Annotated in this window: 15 protein-coding genes; 11 read left to right on the top strand and 4 right to left on the bottom strand. The window is 61.7% G+C overall.

What is annotated here, in order from left to right:
- Positions 1-216: 216 nt before the first annotated feature.
- Genes M5B42_RS23370 through M5B42_RS23350 form a run of 5 tightly spaced genes read left to right on the top strand, consistent with a single transcriptional unit; the run spans position 217 to position 4,435 of the window.
- Positions 217-669: a type IV pilin protein gene (locus tag M5B42_RS23370; RefSeq protein ID WP_248747161.1), complete on the top strand. Its 453-nt coding sequence runs from the start codon at positions 217-219 to the stop codon at positions 667-669.
- Complete coding sequence (locus M5B42_RS23365) at positions 669-1,133, top strand: prepilin-type N-terminal cleavage/methylation domain-containing protein (RefSeq protein ID WP_248747160.1); 465 nt, start codon at positions 669-671, stop codon at positions 1,131-1,133. The genes M5B42_RS23370 and M5B42_RS23365 overlap by 1 nt, the downstream gene beginning before the upstream one ends.
- Complete coding sequence (locus tag M5B42_RS23360; protein WP_248747159.1) at positions 1,117-1,533, top strand: hypothetical protein; 417 nt, start codon at positions 1,117-1,119, stop codon at positions 1,531-1,533. The genes M5B42_RS23365 and M5B42_RS23360 overlap by 17 nt, the downstream gene beginning before the upstream one ends.
- The gene (locus M5B42_RS23355) at positions 1,530-2,267 is read left to right on the top strand and encodes a hypothetical protein (RefSeq protein WP_248747158.1); all 738 of its coding nucleotides are present in this window, start codon (positions 1,530-1,532) and stop codon (positions 2,265-2,267) included. Before M5B42_RS23360 ends, M5B42_RS23355 begins: the two co-directional genes overlap by 4 nt.
- 11 nt (positions 2,268-2,278) lie before the next feature.
- Positions 2,279-4,435, top strand: a complete 2,157-nt coding sequence (locus tag M5B42_RS23350; RefSeq protein WP_248747157.1) for a hypothetical protein — start codon at positions 2,279-2,281, stop codon at positions 4,433-4,435.
- Positions 4,436-4,443: 8 nt separating this feature from the next.
- On the opposite strand, the gene M5B42_RS23345 is transcribed toward M5B42_RS23350, so the two are convergent.
- Positions 4,444-5,451, bottom strand: coding sequence for a PDDEXK nuclease domain-containing protein (locus M5B42_RS23345; RefSeq protein WP_177098620.1), 1,008 nt, complete (start codon positions 5,449-5,451; stop codon positions 4,444-4,446).
- Positions 5,452-5,684: 233 nt separating this feature from the next.
- Here M5B42_RS23345 and ggt point away from each other — a divergent pair, with 233 nt between their 5' ends.
- The 3 genes from ggt to M5B42_RS23330 all read left to right on the top strand — a co-directional run bounded on the left by ggt (position 5,685) and on the right by M5B42_RS23330 (position 11,286).
- The gene (ggt, locus tag M5B42_RS23340) at positions 5,685-7,517 is read left to right on the top strand and encodes a gamma-glutamyltransferase (protein ID WP_248747156.1); all 1,833 of its coding nucleotides are present in this window, start codon (positions 5,685-5,687) and stop codon (positions 7,515-7,517) included.
- Positions 7,518-7,634: 117 nt separating this feature from the next.
- The gene (locus M5B42_RS23335) at positions 7,635-9,101 is read left to right on the top strand and encodes a phospholipid carrier-dependent glycosyltransferase (protein WP_152737657.1); all 1,467 of its coding nucleotides are present in this window, start codon (positions 7,635-7,637) and stop codon (positions 9,099-9,101) included.
- Positions 9,102-9,363: 262 nt separating this feature from the next.
- Positions 9,364-11,286: a methyl-accepting chemotaxis protein gene (locus M5B42_RS23330; RefSeq protein ID WP_103496145.1), complete on the top strand. Its 1,923-nt coding sequence runs from the start codon at positions 9,364-9,366 to the stop codon at positions 11,284-11,286.
- A gap of 167 nt (positions 11,287-11,453) precedes the next feature.
- On the opposite strand, the gene M5B42_RS23325 is transcribed toward M5B42_RS23330, so the two are convergent.
- From M5B42_RS23325 to M5B42_RS23315, 3 genes are all read right to left on the bottom strand, one after another.
- Positions 11,454-11,822: a glyoxalase superfamily protein gene (locus tag M5B42_RS23325; RefSeq protein WP_248747155.1), complete on the bottom strand. Its 369-nt coding sequence runs from the start codon at positions 11,820-11,822 to the stop codon at positions 11,454-11,456.
- 208 nt (positions 11,823-12,030) lie between these two features.
- Positions 12,031-12,924, bottom strand: coding sequence for an NAD-dependent epimerase/dehydratase family protein (locus M5B42_RS23320; protein ID WP_103496143.1), 894 nt, complete (start codon positions 12,922-12,924; stop codon positions 12,031-12,033).
- Between the two features lie 141 nt (positions 12,925-13,065).
- Positions 13,066-13,962 carry a LysR family transcriptional regulator gene (locus tag M5B42_RS23315; RefSeq protein ID WP_248747154.1) on the bottom strand — a complete coding sequence of 299 codons (897 nt, stop codon included), beginning with the start codon at positions 13,960-13,962 and terminating at the stop codon, positions 13,066-13,068.
- Between the two features lie 449 nt (positions 13,963-14,411).
- Between M5B42_RS23315 and M5B42_RS23310 the strand changes: the two genes are divergently transcribed.
- Genes M5B42_RS23310 through M5B42_RS23300 form a run of 3 tightly spaced genes read left to right on the top strand, consistent with a single transcriptional unit; the run spans position 14,412 to position 17,767 of the window.
- The gene (locus M5B42_RS23310; protein ID WP_248747153.1) at positions 14,412-15,698 is read left to right on the top strand and encodes an ABC transporter ATP-binding protein; all 1,287 of its coding nucleotides are present in this window, start codon (positions 14,412-14,414) and stop codon (positions 15,696-15,698) included.
- Positions 15,689-17,071 carry a polysaccharide pyruvyl transferase family protein gene (locus M5B42_RS23305; RefSeq protein ID WP_248747152.1) on the top strand — a complete coding sequence of 461 codons (1,383 nt, stop codon included), beginning with the start codon at positions 15,689-15,691 and terminating at the stop codon, positions 17,069-17,071. Before M5B42_RS23310 ends, M5B42_RS23305 begins: the two co-directional genes overlap by 10 nt.
- Positions 17,072-17,767 (top strand): 2OG-Fe(II) oxygenase, encoded by a 696-nt coding sequence (locus tag M5B42_RS23300; RefSeq protein WP_248747151.1) that lies wholly within the window; start codon positions 17,072-17,074, stop codon positions 17,765-17,767.
- Positions 17,768-17,789 lie beyond the last annotated feature (22 nt).

Raw genomic sequence — 17,789 nt, 5'->3', positions numbered from 1 at the left:
GCCCTGCCCTGAGCAAGGCTCCGCTCGGTTGATCGATCGGCCTGCGGAGTGATGGAGATCAGCAGAAGGTCCTGGAATAAGACCGATAATAAAAGATTCTTCAGGCCGGGTCGTTCCTGTCGGCTCGATTCCCGAACCGTCATTCAATGATGTCATAATGACGCGCGACCAGTCGGTCACCGGGTAAACGCCAATAAAATTGCCGATGAAGTGCCTATGAACAACGCCAGAACACAATCAGGTTTTACCCTGATCGAAATGATGATCACGGTCGCTATTGTCGCGATCCTCGCCGCTATCGCCCTTCCGGCCTACAACAGCTACATCACCAAGAGCAACCTCAAGTCAGCCGAGGCGGATCTGGTCGCATTGAGCCTCAACCTGGAAAACTATTACCAGAAACAGTTGGTGTACCCGGTCTCGACCGCCAGCGGTGTCACCCAGATCCAATGCGTGCTGCTTGGCAGCCCGTCGCCCTGCACCAGCCCGACGTCAGGCTGGCAACCCAGCCAGTCCAGCAATTTCAGCTATTCCCTCAGTTCCACCGCCACAACCTACACTGTGACCGCCACGGGTACCGGCGCCACTGTCAGTGGCTGCGTCCTGACCCTGGACCAGGGTAACAATCGCAACCTCTCTTCCTGCAGTCCGTATAGCAGTTGGCTGTAATGCACAGCCGTGGCTTCACCCTGATCGAGTTGATGATCACGATTACCGTGTTCGCGCTTTTGCTGGTAGTGGGGGTGCCCTTGACCCAGTCGTGGACCAACAGCGCCTATCAGCGCGATGCCGCCGGCCTCGTGAAACAAGGACTCAGTCGCGCCAAGTCGATTGCCCTGCGCAACCCGGGCAAGGTGCAGGACACCGCACCCGCCGCCGTGCTGTGCGTCTCCGGCCAGAGCCTCAAGTTATTGAGCCTCACTCCCGGGCAGACCATCGATTGTACCGCGACCACATCACTCCTCTGGAGCGCCCCGCTCCCGGCCGCCGCCGTTATCCAGGTCGCCAGCGTCAACCTGGCCTGTGTCGCCTTCAACAATCGCGGTTTCGCGGTCAGCAGCGGCTCATGCACCACCGGCACGATTCAAGTCACGGCAGGCAGCGAGATTGCAGTCAATGTCCCGCTCATCTAGGTCGGCCGCGAAGCCGCAACGCGGCGATATCCTGATCGAGGCGCTGGTCGGCATCCTGCTGATGGCAATCATCGGCCTGGGGATCACCTATATCGCGTCGAGGGCGGCGGTGAGCCAGCGCGACATGAAACTGGAAAATATCGTGGTCAGCCAGATGCGCAGCCTGCTGGAGCAGAATGGCGCGCTGTTGTGCACGACCAACGCCGCCCTGCTCGTCGTGTCCCTCCCCACCCAGACCACGACCCAGCCGATCGTCGCGACCTGCACCAGCCCCGCTGCCGTCACCGTCGGCACCAGCGTCCTCACCGGCGGCGCACCGCAGAGTTCGGTGGTGTTGACCACCCGCACCCAGGACACCAGTATTTTTGGCGGCATCATCCGCGTCGGAGACGAGCCATGAGCCGCGCGCAACGTGGCTTCACGATGATCAGCCTGATGGTCGGCACGGTCATTTCCCTGCTCAGTATCCTGGCCATGCTCTCGCTGTATAAAAACCTGGTCTATAGCACGGTGACATCGCTCCAGAGCGCCAGCCAGGATGGCCAGGTCGCCTCGGGACTGCTGACGGCCCAACGTGAACTGATGAATGGCGGGTTCTGGAGTGGCAGCCCCACCGCGCGCGCCACCTCCGATATCGACAACAATTTCGTGCTGCTGTCCGGCGCCACCCTGACCAATGGCACCCTGACCGGCACCGCCACCGCCCAGGCCAACTTCCCGACCCTGACCAACGCCGCGCCGAACGGCACCACCGGCAACGCGATTGTCTGGTCCTATCAGACCAGCTCAGCGGCCGTAGCCAGTTGTGCCGGGCTGCTGGTCAGCAACGGCGCCCTGATCAGCATCAATAGCGGGGCCACTTGTACCCAGGCCTCGGCGCAATGGGGCAGCGCGACCTGGACCAGCACCACACTGATCGCCGCCGGCCAGGGCACCACGCCGTTCTCGGTCGGCTTCGCCACCTGCTGGCCTTACGGCCGTAACACCGACACCACCAATACCGCCTATCGCCTGCAAATCACCCTGAGCGCCAACAACAGCACACTGGACCCCAATAGCACCAACCCACAGCCCGCCTACGTCCAAAGCAAGGCGACGGCGTGCCTGATCAATTTCGAAAAACCCTCTTCCTGACCGAGCCCCCGATGCCAGCCCGATCGTTTTCCCAATCGCCGCGCGCCGCTCAACGCGGCATGGCCGCAACGCTGATGATCCTGTTCGTCGGCATGGCCCTGACCGTGACCGCCCTGGGGATGATGTACGGCATACGCGGCGCCCAGCAGCAGCAACTGGCGGCACACGCCACTTCGCCGGCGGAATCGCGGGTATGGAGTGGCGTGGAATGGGTGCGCCTGTACTTGCAGGCGCAATTGCAGCAGGACAGCACCCTGGCCAATGTGACCGTCGGCAACCTGCCGATCAGCGCCAGCGGGCTCAGTGCGCAGATCATTTCCAAGGTCGCCAGCGGTGGCAGCACGCTGGTCACCACCACCATCACCGCCACCAACACCCTGGCGACCAACACCGTGCAAGTGGTCTACCTGCTAACCCCGGCCAGCGCCGCGAGCTCGCCCCCCAGCGGTAATCTGCCCCCAGCCTTGCAGTTCAACGGCAACTTCAACTACACCGGCGGCAGCCTGTCGATCACCAACGGCAGCACCCTGGCGAACATCGCCGTGACCGGTGTGCTGACCATTTCCAACGGCTCGACCGCCTATGTCTCCGGCTGCGCCAAGGGTGGCATCAACCTCAGTGGTGGCGGCATCGCGAACAACGCGACCCTCTACACCGAAGGGACCTTTGCCATGAGTTCCAGCAGCCAGCCGGTCAACCTGACGGTGGGCGCCAAGTCCATTGCCATCTCCCAGTCCGGCGGCAGCTATGTGGCGATCACGGCAGGTGCGTTCAAGGCCAACGTGCTTTCGGGCGGCTCGACGATCGGCACCGCCCTGGTCGGCGGCACGCAAAACACCGACAACTCGATCACCGCGGCCGGCAGCGGCACGGCCCTGATCACCCTCACCGACGGTACGGTCTATACCCTGGACCTGAGCAAGGTCACCCAAGCCAGCGGGGTCATCAGCACCACGGCCGGCGCCGTGCTGATCTCCGGGACCAGCAGCCTGCCCGCGAGTATTTCGCTGACCTACAACTCGGTGTACGGCGGCGATATCAACTTCCTCACCGGCACCGTCGGCACCTTCTGGGGCAACACCATGGCGTTGACCGGCTACAGCGCCACCTACACCGCGCTCAAGGCCAACAGCGACGTGTCGATCCTCACCGCGACGGTGGGCCAGTTCCAGGGCGGCGGCAATTTGAGCGTGACGCAATACAACACGCCGTCGTTCACCGCCGCCAGCCAGATCGCCGGCAAGCTGCTCAACCAGAACGGCACGGCCTACACCGGCGCCGCCCTGGCGAACCTGACGCAGAACGTCGCCACCGCCTCACCCGGTCTGCCCGGTGTGCCGTACTGCAACATCACCACCGTCGCGGTGGATGTCACGCCCCTGAAAAGCCAGGCCAACTATGTGTTCGACTTTGTCGGCAACACGCCGATGCTGACCATCCAGAACGTCAAGACCGCCGCCGGTACGGCGGTGCCGGCGGGCCCCTACAACCTGGCGACCACCGATATGCGTACCCTGCTGGGGGCCAACTTCCTGATCTGCAACTATGGCAACACCAGTTGCGGCAGCAGCGCGACGCCCAGCAGCGGATGGACCTTCACCGGTATCAAGGCCATGCCGCCGGGCGTGCTCTGGTTCAATGGCAATATCACCCTCGATGGCGTGCAGAGCCTGACCCGACTCACCAATACCGTGCTCACCAACGCCAGTGTCACCCTGACCAGCAGCGGCATGGTGCCCTTGTACTCGCCGAACTTCTCCGGCTATACGAACCTGTGCGGCGGGTCGTTCTACCCGACCAACCTGTGCAACAAGACAGCGGGGACCCTGGCCACCTGGACCGACGCCTCCAACGTCAGCCACAGCGGCCTGCCCATCGGCAACATTGCCATTGAAGCCAACAGCGGGCTGAGCAGCAGCGGCTGGACCCTGTACGGCAACGTCATCCTCGGCGGCCTGGTCAGCACCTCGGGCGCCACCACCAATATCAAAGGCGCGCTGTCCACCGGTAACAATGGCACCAGCCCAACCACTATTTCCCAGGGCGGCATCGCCATCGACGTGTCGAGCGTCACCGCCGACCAGACCGTCACCACCCAACCCACCACGGGAAGCGGAGGCGGGGCGGTCCAGGCCTCGACGAAAGTGCGCTGGATCCGGGCGTTTTGAGTACGCCTTTATGACGACGTATTGAGTGCATAGAACTCATGCAGCTTGGCCTGCAGCAACTGCTTGTCCGGCAAGCGGGTCTGGTATTCGGCAATCAAGGCTGGCGACAGGCTGCGGTTAAGCGCGTACTCGACCACCTCATCGTCCTTGCTGGCACAGAGCAATACACCGATAGCTGGGTTCTCGTGGGGTTTTCGTTCATTGCGATCCAGCGCTTCCAGATAGAAGTCCAGCTTACCCAGATACTCAGGCTCGAAACGGCCGACCTTGAGCTCAATGGCCACCAGGCAGTTGAGCCCACGGTGAAAGAACAACAGATCCAGGGCGAAGTCACGCCCACCGACTTGCAGCGGGTATTCGGAGCCGATAAAGCAGAAGTCGCGGCCCAACTCGATGAGGAAATCTTTAAGGCGCGCCAGCAATCCCTGATGCAGATCGACCTCGGCATGGCTGCCGGAGAGGCCGAGAAACTCAACCATATAGGCATCACGAAATACCTCCAGCGCATCGGGGTGAGATTGTCTCAGCACTGCCGAAGCTTTTGCCGGTTGGGTCACGTTACGCTCGAACAACGCCGCCTTGAATTGGCGCTCCAACTCACGTTTCGACCACTTCTCCTGAACCGCCATACGCAGATAAAACTCTCGTTCTTCCGGGTATTTGCTCTGGCTGAAGATGATCAGATTATGTGACCAGGATAATTGTCGCGCCAGCGGCGCGACTTTTTCTTCTACACGATAAATCTCATAGAACTGGCGCATGCGGAACAAATTCGATCGAGTAAATCCGCGTAGCCCAGGTTGCGTCCGAGCCAGATGCTCGGCCAACTGGCTGACCACTGCATCGCCCCACTCGGCCTGTTCCAGCTTATGGCTGATATAAGCACCCACCTGCCAATACAACTCGATCAGCTGGGTATTCACCGCTTGCACGGCTTGCTGCCTTGCACTGTTAATCAGTGCAAGCACTTCGTCGAAGCGGTCATCTGCCCGAGCATCGGACACGCGGGTCGCCACTTTTTCTGGTCGGTTCAAGTACACACTCCCATGCGACGCATGCAGGCAGGTAGATCGAGATATTTACCTGCCAGACTGATTGCCTGTCACGGGCAATATGTAAACTTGATATTTCCATCCATGAGCTAGCGGCTCATCGGCCTTCCCGCTCCTGGCCCCGCCAGCTCAACGATTGTTCCCGCCGCCACGCCCGGACTATAGTGCCGAGCAAGTCCAAGGCAGGAGCCTACACAGTGCACTCACGTTTTCCATCACGTCGTTTCTCCCTTTGCGCCCTGACCATCAGCCTCGCGCTCACCGTCTGCAACGCACCGTTTGCCTCCGCCGACACCACCCTGCCCGACGCGCCGGAAATCGGCACGGGCTATCGCACCGGCATGCTCACGCAACACGCGACCCGGCACATGGCCGCGGCAGCCAACCCCCTGGCGGCCGAAGCCGGGCGCGAGATCCTGCGCCAGGGCGGCTCCGCCGTGGATGCGGCGATAGCCATGCAAGCCGTACTGACCCTGGTGGAGCCGCAAGCCACCGGCATCGGCGGCGGTGCCTTCATCATGGTCTGGGACGGCAAAAAGGTGCATGCCTACGACGGACGTGAAACCGCACCGGCAGGCGCCACCGAGAAACTCTTCCTCAACCCTGACGGCACACCGATGGCCTTCACCCAGGCACAGATCGGCGGACGTTCGGTCGGTACACCCGGGGTGATGCGCGCCCTCGAACTGGCCCATCGCACTCAAGGTCGCCTGCCCTGGGCGAAGCTCTTCGCGCCGGCCATCCGCCTGGCCGAACAGGGCTTCCCGATTTCGCCACGCCTGCACAAGCAGATCGTCGCCAGTCCGTTCCTGCCCCACTCGCCCGCCATGGCCGCCTACTTCCTCAACGCCGACGGCAGCCCGAAAGCCGTCGGCACGACGCTGAAGAATCCGAAGCTGGCCGCCGTGCTCAAACGCATCGCCAACGAAGGCACCGACGCACTCTACAAGGGTGCCATCGCCGAGGAGATCGTCGCGGCGGTCAATGGCAGCACCAACCCCGGAACGCTCTCGCTGGCCGACCTGCAAGGCTATCAAGCCAAGGAGCGCACGCCGGTGTGCTCCGACTACAAACAATGGCAGCTCTGCGGCATGCCGCCACCGTCCTCCGGCGGCATCGCCATCGCGCAGATCTTCGGCACCTTGCAGGCCCTGGAAGCGCAGGACAAACGCCAGACCCTGGCCGCACTCGGCCCGCTGAAAAGCTCAAGTCCCGCCGGTCTCGAACCGAGCCCGCAGGCCGTGCACCTGATCGCCGAAGCCGATCGCCTGGCCTACGCCGACCGTGGCCTGTATGTCGCCGACAGCGATTTCATCCCGGTCCCGGTCGCCGGCTTGATCGACCCCGGCTACCTCGCCAGCCGCGCCCGCCTGATCGGCGAACGCAGCCTGGGCAAGGCCGAGCCCGGGGTACCGGCCGGCATCCAGGTGGCCCTGGCGCCGGACCGCTCGCCGATGCGCATTTCCACCTCGCAGATCGTCGCCGTGGACGACCAGGGCGGCGCCGTGTCGATGACCACCACGGTGGAAAGCTCGTTCGGCTCGCACCTGATGGTCGAGGGTTTTATCCTCAACAACCAGTTGACCGACTTTTCCTTCGTGCCCAGCGAAGACGGCAAGCCGGTGGCCAACCGTGTCGAAGCGGGCAAGCGTCCGCGCTCGTCGATGGCACCGACCCTGGTGTTCGACCGCAAGAGCGGCGAGTTTCTCGGTACCGTCGGCTCGCCCGGCGGCTCACAGATCATCGAGTACGTTTCCAAGACCCTGGTCGGCCTGCTGGACTGGAAACTCGACCCACAATCGGCCATCAACCTGCCCAACTTCGGCAGCCGCAACGGCCCCACCGAACTGGAGCAGGGCCTGTTCTCGCCGCAATTGGTGAAGGCACTGCAGGACAAGGGCCACGCCGTCAGCGAGATGGACATGACCAGCGGCACCCAGGCGATCATGCGCGTGCGTGATGCCAAGGGTCTGTCGTCATGGGCCGGTGGCGCCGACCCTCGCCGCGAAGGTGAAGCCTTGGGTGACTGAAACATTCAGACACACCCTGAGGCGACCGCTCTTCACAATATGTTGAGAAATCGCCCCGTATACTTTTTCAATCAACAGATTGCCTTGCGGCCCGCTTCCTCTCTATTCGGTATCACTATGCGAATGACACGCCCCTTCCTGATCCTGCTCTTGATGAGCGGCCTACTGTTCTTTTTCGGACTGGGTAACCATGAGCTGCAAGGCTCCACCGAATCCCGGGTAGCCGGGATCGCGATGGAAATGCACCTGACCCGGGATTGGGTCACCCCGCACCTGCTGGGCGAGCCCTTCCTGGAAAAACCACCGTTGAGCCTCTGGCTCGATGCCGGCGCCATCCAGTTGTTTGGCGGCACGCCTCTGGCCGTGCGCCTGGCCTCGGCCTTCGCCGGCCTGTTCACGGTGCTCGCGCTGTTTGCATTCCTGCGCAAGATCGGGCGTCCGAGCGTGCTGGCCTGGACCGCCGCCGCCATGCTCGCCACCATGGCCAGCTACCTGGGCAACGCGCGCCAGGTCGGCGAAGACGCACTGCTCAGCCTCGGGGTGACCCTGGCCCTGCTGGCCTTCTTCCGCGCCACCGAGCAACGCACACAAGGCAAGCCGACCCTGGCGGCGTGGTGTGTCTTCGCCCTGGGCATCGTGATCTCGACCCTGAGCAAGGGCGTACTGGGCCTCGCCCTGCCGGGTATCGTGATTTTCGTCTACCTGGTGAGCCAAAGCCTGATTGACAGACGCTTCAGCTTCGGCGACTGGCTGCGCCCGGCGCTGTTCACCGCGCTAGGGCTGATTCCCCTGCTGATCTGGCTGGTGCTGCTCTACCAGCGCGGCGGCATGCAAGCCGTCGGTGAAGTGCTGTGGGCCAACAGTGTCGGCCGCTTCAGCGGATCCTTCACCGCCGCCGGGCACTACGAGCCGTTCTACTACTACCTGGCCAAGCTGCCGGAATCCTTCCTGCCCTGGAACCTGCTGGTGTACCTGGGCCTGTGGAACCTGCGCAAGCGCCTGGTAGCCAATCGTCACCTGTTGTTCGCGACCGTCTGGATCCTGGCCCAGTTCACCCTGCTGACCCTGGCTTCCAGCAAGCGCATGGTCTACCTGATGTCCATGGCCCCAGCCGCCGCCATCATCGCCGCCGAATACTCGCTGGTGATTCTCGAATGGCTGCGTCGGCGCTCGGCCACCTCGCCGTTCAGCGCCAAGCTGGTGAAACATCATCGTCCGCTGGCGATGGGGCTGATGGCACTGGTGGTCGTCGGCTACCTGGTAGTGGCTTCGCTGGAGTCGCGCTCCGACCTCAAGAACTCCTTCAAACCGCTGACCGACCAGGTCATCGAACTGCAGGCTCACGGCAAACAGGTCGCCCTGTTCCAACCGGAGGAGCGACTGGCCTCCACCGTGTTCTATACCCAGCGCCAGCAGCAAGTGCTGATGACCGAAGCCGAGTTGACAGCCTTTCTCACAGCCTCGCCGAACAACGTGGTCATCGTCGACCAGGGGCTGAACGTGCCGACGCCGCCAGCGCCGATCAAGGTCCTGAGCACCATCACCATCGGCGGCAAGCGTCTGTATAATTTCTACGGCCAATAAATTGCCTCGCATGATCGAGCAGTAAAGAACCGGCGCCTTCGGAGCGCCGGTTTTTTTTGCCTGAAATCGACCTCACGAACAGGCAAACGACAAACAAAGCTATCCTCGTCCTCACAACGCAGAAACATGCTGTATGACAAAATATCGTTCAGCTATTTGTGTTACCGCCGATAAAAGCTCTACCAACAAATTCAGCTGGCTCCAAAAACAACACCTTCCAGCCACCCGATAGCATGCAACACAACGTTCCTGGAGGAATTCGATGAATAGCTGGTTTGGCAATATCAGCGTCAACCTGAAACTTGGCCTGGGTTTCGGCTTGGTACTGCTTCTGACCACCATCCTGGCCCTGACCGGCTGGAACAGCCTGGGTGGGCTGATCGACCGCAGCAACTGGATGAGCGACATCACCCAGCTCAACGCCTCGCTGACCAAACTGCGCGTGGCGCGCCTGCAATACATGCTGACCAACGGCGACGAAACCGCCGCCCAGAACGTCCAGGTCAACCTACAAGCGTTCATCGATCAACAGCAGAAGCTGATCGGCAGTTTCAAGAGCCCGGAAAACCTCAAGCTGCTCAAGGAGCAGGCGGACCTCATCACGCAATACCAGCAATCGCTGAACAAGATGCGCGATGCCTATCGCACCGGTAACGGCGCACGCCAGACCATGGGCGACAACGCCGATACCGTCAGCAAGCTGATCACCGCCATCAACGATCAGGTGCTGCGCATGCAACCTGGCGAGGAAGGCCGCTTCGAACGCTTCCAGGCCATCACCCGGGCCAAGGAACAGTTCCAGCTCACCCGCTATGAAGTGCGCGGTTACGCCGCCAACAGCAACCCGGACACCGAGCAGAAAGCCTTCAATCAGCTGAGCGAAGCGATCGCCGGGCTCAAGGACCTGGAGCAAGCCTTCAGCAGCGCCGAACAAGGCTCCGTGACCCAGCTCGAGACGGCCCTGGGCAACTACCGCACCGCGTTGCAGGCCTACAAGTCCGCCAACGCCGCCGCCGTGCAGGCGCGCAAGGAAATGACCGACCAGGGCACCGACATCGTCACGCGCAGCGAAGCGCTGTATCAGATCCAGCTGGACCGGCGTGACAGCGAAAGCGCCCAGGCCCGTACCTTCCAACTGGGCAGTACGCTGCTGGCGTTGCTGGTGGGGATTCTCGCCGCCGTGGTCATCACCCGACAGATCACCCGCCCGATTCGCGAGACCCTCGGCGTGGTCGAACGCATTGCCGCCGGCGACCTGACCCACAACCTGGTGGTGACCCGCCGTGACGAATTGGGGGTATTGCAACAAGGTATCCAGCGCATGGGCAGTACCCTGCGTGACCTGATCAGCGGTATCCGCGATGGCGTCACCCAGATCGCCAGCGCCGCCGAGGAACTCTCGGCGGTCACCGAACAGACCAGCGCTGGGGTCAACAGCCAGAAGATCGAAACCGATCAGGTCGCCACTGCCATGCACGAAATGACCGCCACCGTTCAGGAGGTCGCGCGCAATGCCGAACAGGCCTCCCAGGCCGCCGCGGCCGCGGACGGTGAAGCCCGTGAAGGGGACAAGGTGGTCGGCGAAGCCATTGCCCAGATCGAACGCCTGGCCACCGAAGTGGTGCGTTCGACCGAAGCCATGAGCGTGCTGCAGAAGGAAAGCGACAAGATCGGTGCCGTCATGGACGTGATCAAGGCCGTGGCCGAACAGACCAACCTGCTGGCACTCAATGCCGCCATCGAGGCAGCACGGGCCGGTGAAGCCGGACGCGGTTTTGCCGTGGTCGCCGACGAGGTACGTGGCCTGGCCCAGCGCACCCAGAAGTCCACCGAGGAGATCGAAGGCCTGGTGGCCGCCTTGCAGAACGGCACCCAGCAAGTGGCCAATGTGATGAACAACAGCCGCACCCTGACCGACAGCAGCGTGGCCCTGACCCGCAAGGCCGGCACCTCACTGGAAAACATCACCCGCACGGTGTCGAACATCCAGTCGATGAACCAGCAGATCGCCGCGGCAGCCGAGCAGCAGAGTGCGGTGGCCGAAGAGATCAGCCGCAGTATCGTCAATGTCCGTGACGTGTCCGAACAGACCGCCGCCGCCAGCGACGAAACCGCGGCGTCCAGCGTCGAACTGGCCCGGTTGGGTAGTCAGTTGCAGGCGATGGTCAGCCACTTCCGAGTCTGATAACCCCAGTCTCGCCAAGCCCACGGAAGGGAATCTGTGGCGCCAATCAGGTCGAAGAAAACAGCACTGCCTTCCACCTCGTGCATCCACGAAGCTTTTGCCGGCTTCATGGGCCTCTTCGCGGCGGTCCGGCGTCCCGGCCAGCTCCGCTGCCCGGCTGGACGTCGTCAGGCGCAAATCGCGTTGGTAAACACCAGCCGATTGCCGAACGGATCATGGAGCGTCATGTCCAGGCTGCCCCAGGGCATGGCCTGAATCTCTGGCGGAGCATCGCCGCCGACCCGGTCCAGCAACTGCGCCCTGAACGCTTCCAGCTCGTCGGTTTCAATACGCAACGCCGCCCCGGGCTTGGCGTCGCCCTTGTGCTCGCTCAGGTGCAGCACACAATCGCCCCGGGACACTTGCAGGTACAACGGAAACCCGGGTTCGAAACGGTGCTGCCAATCGACGCAGAACCCGAGGAAGTCGATGTAGAACGCCAACGCCCTGCCCTCGTCATCGATATGCAGGACGGGAGTGGTTTTACCGAAACTCATGACGGGTCTTCCTGGCTACCTGGATCAAAGCGCTTCGGCCTCGAAAGCCGATTCTTTAATAGCTAGGTGCCATCATCGTAAAAAGCGCGAAGTGGCTCGCAAAAACCACGTCTTAAAGCCTCCGGGACGCACAGGCAAGCGAACAGATCAGAGCGCCTGGCCGGGCTGATCGCCCCCCAGGTCCGGGAACGACCAACCCGCTGCTGCGTTACACCATCTCGTTGAGAATCCACTCGGTCACCGACGTACGCTTGGGTGCCCAGCCCAGCAGTTCGCGGGCTTTCTTGCCGCGTACCCGGCTGTTGGAACCCAGGCCGTAGTTGGCCATTTCATAACCCCACTCGGCCTCGGCGTCAGCCAGCGGCCAGTCCTGCGGCTCGCCCAGGTTCAGGGCCCGGGCCATGGCGGAGGTCATCTCGATAAACGCGGCCTCACCGCTTTCCACAAAGTAGAAGGCGCCCGCCGGGGTCTTGGTCAGTGCCAACAGATACAGCGCCACCACATCATCGATATGCACGTTGGACCAGATGTTCCGGCCCGTGCCGACATGGCGCACCACACCACTCTTGCGCGCCTGCTTGAGCAGCCGTGGCAACTGCACGCTGTCGCGGTTCACGCCCCGGCTGTGACCGTAGATCAGCGTGTTGCAGAGCACCGCCGAGCGCACGCCGAAGGCGGCCGCGCCCAGGACCAGGTTGTCGATGGCCACGCGCGCGGCCTTGTCGACAGTCGGTTCGGGCAGTTGGTCTTCATAGTAAATGTGGTCGCTGGCCAGGCCGCCGGAGGCATCACCGACAATGCTCGAACCGCTGGTGTGCAGGAACACCTTGTCGGAGCCGCGCAGGGCGCCAAGCAAGGCTTCCACCGCCCCTCGATGGTCGCTGCTGGCGGCGTTGATCACCGCGTCGGCCTGGCGTGCCTGTTCAGCGAGCAATAGGCTGTCATCCAGGGTACCGATGACAGGGGTAATGCCCAGGCGACGCATTTCTTCAGCCTGCTCGGCGCTGCGCACAAGGCCCGTGACCTGATGACCGGCCTTGACCAGGCCAGTGGCGATGGAGCCGCCGATAAAGCCGGCGGCGCCGGTAATGAAAACGTTCATGGAGAAACTCCGTGCGTGGGTCAGTGATGGACCCAGTATCGAAGACTTATCCGTGCCGAATAAGCCTATGCGACCCAATTCACTCTTGCGCAGGCGTCACGAATGATCTGAAAGCATCAGATCCGCCCCCCATGCCGACACCTACACGGCATACCCCGCCAGCTTGTCCTGGATGAAATCGAGGAAGCACTGAATCCGTAACGCCAGCTGCGAGTTGCGGTAGTACACCGCGTGAATCGGTTGGCGATAGCCGCTGTTGGCCTCGGGCAGAATCACCCGCAGGCGCCCGGCCTGGATGTCCTGATGGGTCATGAAATGCGACAGGCAGACAATGCCCTGCCCTTCCAGGGCCAACTGGCGCAATGTCTCGCCGCTGGAGGCGCAGATGCCCGGCTGGATCTGCCAGCGATCACCCTGGGCATGCCGCAAAGGCCAGTGGTTCAGGCTTTCGGTCTGAGTAAACCCGAGCAATGTATGCCCGGACAACTCGCTGACGCTGGCCGGCAGCCCATGCTTTTCCAGATACGCGGGGCTGGCGAGGATATTCAGCGGGCTGCTGCCCAGGGAGCGCGCGTGCAGGGTCGAATCCGCCAGGTTGCCGATACGAATGGCGATATCGGTACTTTGCTCCAGCAGGTCGATGATCAGGTCGTTGCTGTTGAGCTCCAACTGGATATCCGGATACAGGCGGCGAAACTCCGCGATATAGGGCACCACCGCATGCAACATGAAGGGCGAAGCGGCATTGATCCGCAGGCGCCCGGCCGGCCTGCGCTGACGCAAGGACAGGCGCTCCTCCAGCTCATCCATCTGCTCCAGGATCTGCTTGGCTCGCTCGAAGAAAAACTTGCCCTCCTCGGTCAGGTCCATGCGCCGCGTGGTGCGGTTGATCAAGGTGGTCTCCAACTTGGCCTCGAGCCGCGACAGGCTCCGGCTGACCGCCGATGGCGTCTGGCCAACCTGTTCGGCGGCGGCGGAAATCGAGCCGCACTCGATGACACACACAAAGATCTGCAATTCATCGGATCTGGCTTTCACCTGTGTTCCTCATGGAAAACTCGCTCGACAATCGCCCTATTCAGCGGCTGCGTTATTTTGTCTGAAATGTATTAATCCAAACACAATTATTACATTGCCAGTGCCGGCCTCCAGATACACTTCCCTTAACTAACTTCGGCACTTAAATGTCTATTGACGCCAATATCCCGACATAAACCGACCTATTCCCCGCCACCCTATTCTTCAAGACGGACTGTTTTGCCTCCAGGGATAATTCCTTATTTCAGAAATCCCAATTATCAATTATTCTCAGCCACACAAGAATTACACTACAAAAATTGGGATGGACTCCCCTCAATCCAGAGAAAAGTCCTACTCGTTACGCCGACAACAAAGACAGCGCCGCCTGACCTGCCTTTGGGCATGAGGTGATGGACGGAAGGTGAGTGCTTTAAGGATGCTTGTATTAATGCGTAACGGACTTGCCAATGTCGCTTGATTTCGCAATTGATGTCCAAGACCTGAGCAAGTGCTACCAGATCTACGACACCCCCCAAGACCGCCTGCTGCAAATGCTGCTGCGCAATCGCAAGCGATTCTATCGTGAGTTCTGGGCGCTCAAAGCCATCTCCCTGCAAATTCGCCGGGGCGAAACCGTCGGTATCATCGGCCGAAACGGCAGCGGAAAATCCACGCTCCTGCAGTTGCTCTGCGGGACCCTGACGCCCACCCAGGGCACCCTTCAGGTCCAGGGCCGGATTGCCGCCCTGCTGGAGTTGGGCGCAGGCTTCAATCCGGAATTCAGCGGTCGCGAGAACGTCTACCTGAACGCCGCGGTCCTGGGCCTGACGCCGGCACAGATCGACGCCCGTTTCGAAGAGATCCAGGCCTTCGCCAACATTGGCGACTTTATCGAGCAGCCGATCAAAACCTACTCCAGCGGCATGCTGGTGCGGTTGGCCTTTGCGGTCTCGGTATGCGTGGAGCCGGATATCCTGATCGTCGACGAGGCGCTTTCAGTGGGTGACGCAGCGTTCCAGTTCAAGTGCCTGAACCGCCTGGAGACCCTGACCAAAAGCGGCACCACGCTGCTGTTCGTGTCCCACGACATGAACCTGGTCAAACGCTTTTGCCATCGGGTGATCTACCTGGACCAGGGCCAACTGGTTGCCAGCGGTGCGCCCGAGGACATGGCCGAACTGTACCTGCTCGACATGCGCGATGAACAGCGACGCTGGGCCTCCGGAGGCGATATCGCGGTCACGCGCAAGTCATTCCTAGACACCCGGGACGGCATTGCCTTCGGCACCTCGGAAGGACATATCAGCAGCGCGGTGTTCACCAATACGCAAGCGCTGACCTCCGCCTACCTGTACGGCGAGAGCGTCGAGATCCACGTCCAGGCACGGATTCAAACGTCCATCCGCCAACCCTCGGTCAGCTTCACCCTTCAAGAAGCCCACTTGCTGGTCATCGGTGGCGCCAATCTGGCGCTGTCGGTCGAGCCGGCGGAAGACGGCTGGCAGCGCGCTTCGATCACCGTCACCTTCAAGGCCAAGCTGGCAGCGGGGCGTTATCACGTCACCCTCAAGCTCATGGATGGGCTGGTCGAACACACGGCCCAACTGATCGAAAAACAAGTGGCGCCGCTGGCCTTCGAAATGCTGCCCAACGCCGAAAACTTTCTCGGAACCGTCGACCTCGGCTTGCAGGCCGTCGACGTATCCGCCCGGGCAAACCCTCTCTTCAGTATTGGAACCGTGCCATGCAAATGACTGCACGCACCTGGCACATCGGGATCTTCGGTACTTTCGATGTCGAGAACTATGGTGACCTGCTGTTCCCGATCCTCGCCGAGGCCGAATTAAGCAAACGCCTTGGCTCGGTTCAACTGCATCGTTTTTCCTACAATGCGAAAGACCAGGCCGAGTGGCCCTATGCGGTGACTTCGGTCGCCGATCTGCCGGAGTTGGCCGAACAGCTCGACGGTGTCCTGATCGGCGGTGGGTTCATCATCCGCTTCGACAAAGTCGTCGCCCATGACTACCTCCCTCCCAGCCCGGATATTCATCACCCCACGGGTTATTGGTTATCGCCGGCGCTGATTGCCCAGCAACATGGCGTCCCGGTGGTCTGGAACGCCCCGGGCATGCACTGCAATGATATTCCCGAGTGGAGCACGCCCCTGCTCAAGCTGGCGCTGGAGCACAGCCAATGCGTGCGGGTCAGGGATGAGCCCACCCGCGAAAGCCTGGGCGCGCTCAGCCCGAACACCGACATCCAGGTGCTGCCCGATACCGCCTTCAACCTGCCCAACCTGATCGACGAGCAACACCCCTGCGCGGCCTTTACTGAACTGCGCCAGACGTTCGGACTGGATGCGCCCTATATCGTCATTCAGTCGATTCATGTGGTTGAACCGTTTTTGCAGCTATTCGAGCAACACCCGGAGGCGCTGGCCGGCTACCGCCTGCTGGTCATGCCGATCGGCCCGGTACTGGGCGACCATCCCATGGTGGTGACCGCGCGGATACCCGACGCCATAACCCTGCCGTTCTGGCCGGAGCCACTGCTGCTGGCGGAGATCCTCTGCCACGCCCAAGCCGTTATCGGTCACAGCTATCACCTGTCCATCAGTGCCCTGGTATTTGGCGTGCCGGTGTTTTCGACGGCGGATCTGAGCACCGGCAAGTACACGGCACTGGCCGAGATGGGGCAGATGCATGCCCTGCCGCCAGCCGAAGAACTGACGGTGCATTGGTTTACTTCACGACTTGGCAAAACCCGGCCATCGGCGTCGTTAAGCGCCGCAAAGGTGGAGCTGGCCGCTTATTGGGACCGGGTCGCGAAGATCATCGCCCAAGGCAAGACCTCGACTCGCAGCGCCCTCAACCGCTTCTGGCAAAACCTGCCCACCTTGCTTGAACATGGCGATAACCAGCCCTCGGCACCGACAGAAATTGCAGCACCTACGCTCGACTTTCTGAATATCGAGCTCAATGCACGACAGCGACAGATCTTCCTGCTGACCGAACAACTAGCGCTCAGCGAAGCGAAGGTCACGAGACTGCAAGCATCCAACAGCTTCAGAGTTACCGCGCCCTTGCGCTCACTGAGGCGTGGTTTCAGAAAATTGAGAGAGCGATAAATGCAACCCATCCTGAACCTGTCGGCGCTCAAACACGGCGCACTCAAGACCGATCCGTATGCATGGGCCGAGATCAGCAACCTGTATTCGGCACAAGACGCCGCGGCCCTGGCCGCGACCTATCCCCACGATCACTTCAAGACCGTAACGGGCTATGGCGGCGAAAAGAATTATGACTACGAGGCCCGTGCCCTGTTGCCGTTAGGCAGCGAGGCGATTGCCTACGAGTCGGAACTGAGCGATGCCTGGCGCCGGCTCGCCCGGGACCTGTGCAGCGCGGCCTATCGCGAGGCCCTCAGCGCCCTGACCGACCAGGACCTGCGACAGGCACCGATGGAAGTGAATGTTTTCCACTATGGCCCGGGGGCCAGCCTGGGCGCCCATCCGGACCTGCCGGACAAACGGGTCACCCATATTCTCTATTTCAACGAGTCCTGGGACCGGGCCCATGGCGGCTGCCTGAACATCCTGCGCAGCAAGGACCCCGCCGACGTGACTGCACTGGTCGAGCCGCTGGTGGGCAACTCTGCCGTGCTGGTCCGCTCGAACAACTCCTGGCACGCCGTCTCTCCAGTCGTCCCGGAGCAGAGGATCTCACGCCGTAGTATGACGGTGACTTTCTACCAGCCCGGCTCCGAAAGCTCGATGTGGCCGCCTGGCGATACCACGCCGCTGCACAGCTATCCGCGGGGCTGATTGAAACAAGACCGGGGCTGGA

This window comes from Pseudomonas sp. MWU12-2037, assembly GCF_023242345.1.
Lineage (GTDB): Bacteria > Pseudomonadota > Gammaproteobacteria > Pseudomonadales > Pseudomonadaceae > Aquipseudomonas > Aquipseudomonas gingeri_D.
This window is presented reverse-complemented; position numbering and strand designations above follow the sequence as displayed.

What these genes read in the sequence shown, in the direction of transcription:
- M5B42_RS23305 (WP_248747152.1), top strand. Translation starts at nt 15,689, where the DNA reads ATGCAAATGACTGCACGCACCTGGCACATCGGGATCTTCGGTACTTTC.
- M5B42_RS23300 (WP_248747151.1), top strand. Translation starts at nt 17,072, where the DNA reads ATGCAACCCATCCTGAACCTGTCGGCGCTCAAACACGGCGCACTCAAG.
- M5B42_RS23320 (WP_103496143.1), bottom strand. Translation starts at nt 12,924, where the DNA reads ATGAACGTTTTCATTACCGGCGCCGCCGGCTTTATCGGCGGCTCCATC.
- M5B42_RS23335 (WP_152737657.1), top strand. Translation starts at nt 7,635, where the DNA reads ATGCGAATGACACGCCCCTTCCTGATCCTGCTCTTGATGAGCGGCCTA.
- M5B42_RS23360 (WP_248747159.1), top strand. Translation starts at nt 1,117, where the DNA reads ATGTCCCGCTCATCTAGGTCGGCCGCGAAGCCGCAACGCGGCGATATC.
- M5B42_RS23355 (WP_248747158.1), top strand. Translation starts at nt 1,530, where the DNA reads ATGAGCCGCGCGCAACGTGGCTTCACGATGATCAGCCTGATGGTCGGC.
- M5B42_RS23365 (WP_248747160.1), top strand. Translation starts at nt 669, where the DNA reads ATGCACAGCCGTGGCTTCACCCTGATCGAGTTGATGATCACGATTACC.
- M5B42_RS23350 (WP_248747157.1), top strand. Translation starts at nt 2,279, where the DNA reads ATGCCAGCCCGATCGTTTTCCCAATCGCCGCGCGCCGCTCAACGCGGC.
- M5B42_RS23310 (WP_248747153.1), top strand. Translation starts at nt 14,412, where the DNA reads ATGTCGCTTGATTTCGCAATTGATGTCCAAGACCTGAGCAAGTGCTAC.
- M5B42_RS23330 (WP_103496145.1), top strand. Translation starts at nt 9,364, where the DNA reads ATGAATAGCTGGTTTGGCAATATCAGCGTCAACCTGAAACTTGGCCTG.
- M5B42_RS23325 (WP_248747155.1), bottom strand. Translation starts at nt 11,822, where the DNA reads ATGAGTTTCGGTAAAACCACTCCCGTCCTGCATATCGATGACGAGGGC.
- M5B42_RS23370 (WP_248747161.1), top strand. Translation starts at nt 217, where the DNA reads ATGAACAACGCCAGAACACAATCAGGTTTTACCCTGATCGAAATGATG.